The organism is Roseateles sp. P5_B10 (assembly GCF_056400485.1).
Genome location: NZ_JBFULE010001556.1, coordinates 1 through 632 on the forward strand (window position 1 = coordinate 1; position 632 = coordinate 632).

General features: G+C 72.0%; 1 protein-coding gene. It reads right to left on the reverse strand.

Translation table 11 applies throughout. The features are described 5' to 3' along the window. Positions 1 to 632, reverse strand: a 632-nt coding sequence (locus tag AC1DU6_RS34560) for an NAD(P)H-hydrate epimerase (protein WP_477863011.1), incomplete at both ends; no start/stop codon positions are given.

The following is a 632-nucleotide window of genomic DNA, read 5'->3' on the forward strand; positions in this document are numbered from 1 at the left end:
CCTTGTGGCTGGTCGGGCTGCGATGCAGGGCCGCGCCCGGGCCGAGCAGGTCGGCCGTGGGCGGCTCGTCGGGTGCAATGCCCAACTCGTCGAACCAGATCCGTCCTGCGTGCGCGCGTCCCTCGCCGGTGAAGAGGCCGGGCTTGAGCGTCAGCAGTGTCAGTGTGTGATCGGCGCGCACGGCGCGTTCGCCTGCGAGCTGGCCGGTGTCGGCGAGCAGGCCGCTGGGCAGATCAACGGCGAGGACGGGTGCGCCGCAATTGCCCATTGCGACGAGGGGTGCCAGCAGCTCGGGTGAGGGCGCGCGATTCAGGCCCAGGCCAAGCAGCGCGTCGATGACGAGGGAAGGGTACTGCGGCGCGTCGTGGCTCACGTGGGTTGGGACACCGACCTCGGCCAACCGTCGCGCGGCGACGTGGCCGTCGCCGCCGTTGTTGCCGGGGCCGCAGACCACCCATACCGGGCCGGCGCCCCGGCGCAGCGCCAGGGCGAGCTTGGCAACGGCCAGTCCTGCGCGTTCCATCAGGTCGGGCGAGTGGGCGAGCGCGCGCGCCACAATGCGCCTGCTGGCCGCTACATCGAACAGCGGCAGCGTGGAGCTCGTGGGCAGCACCGGATGCATGCCCATGATC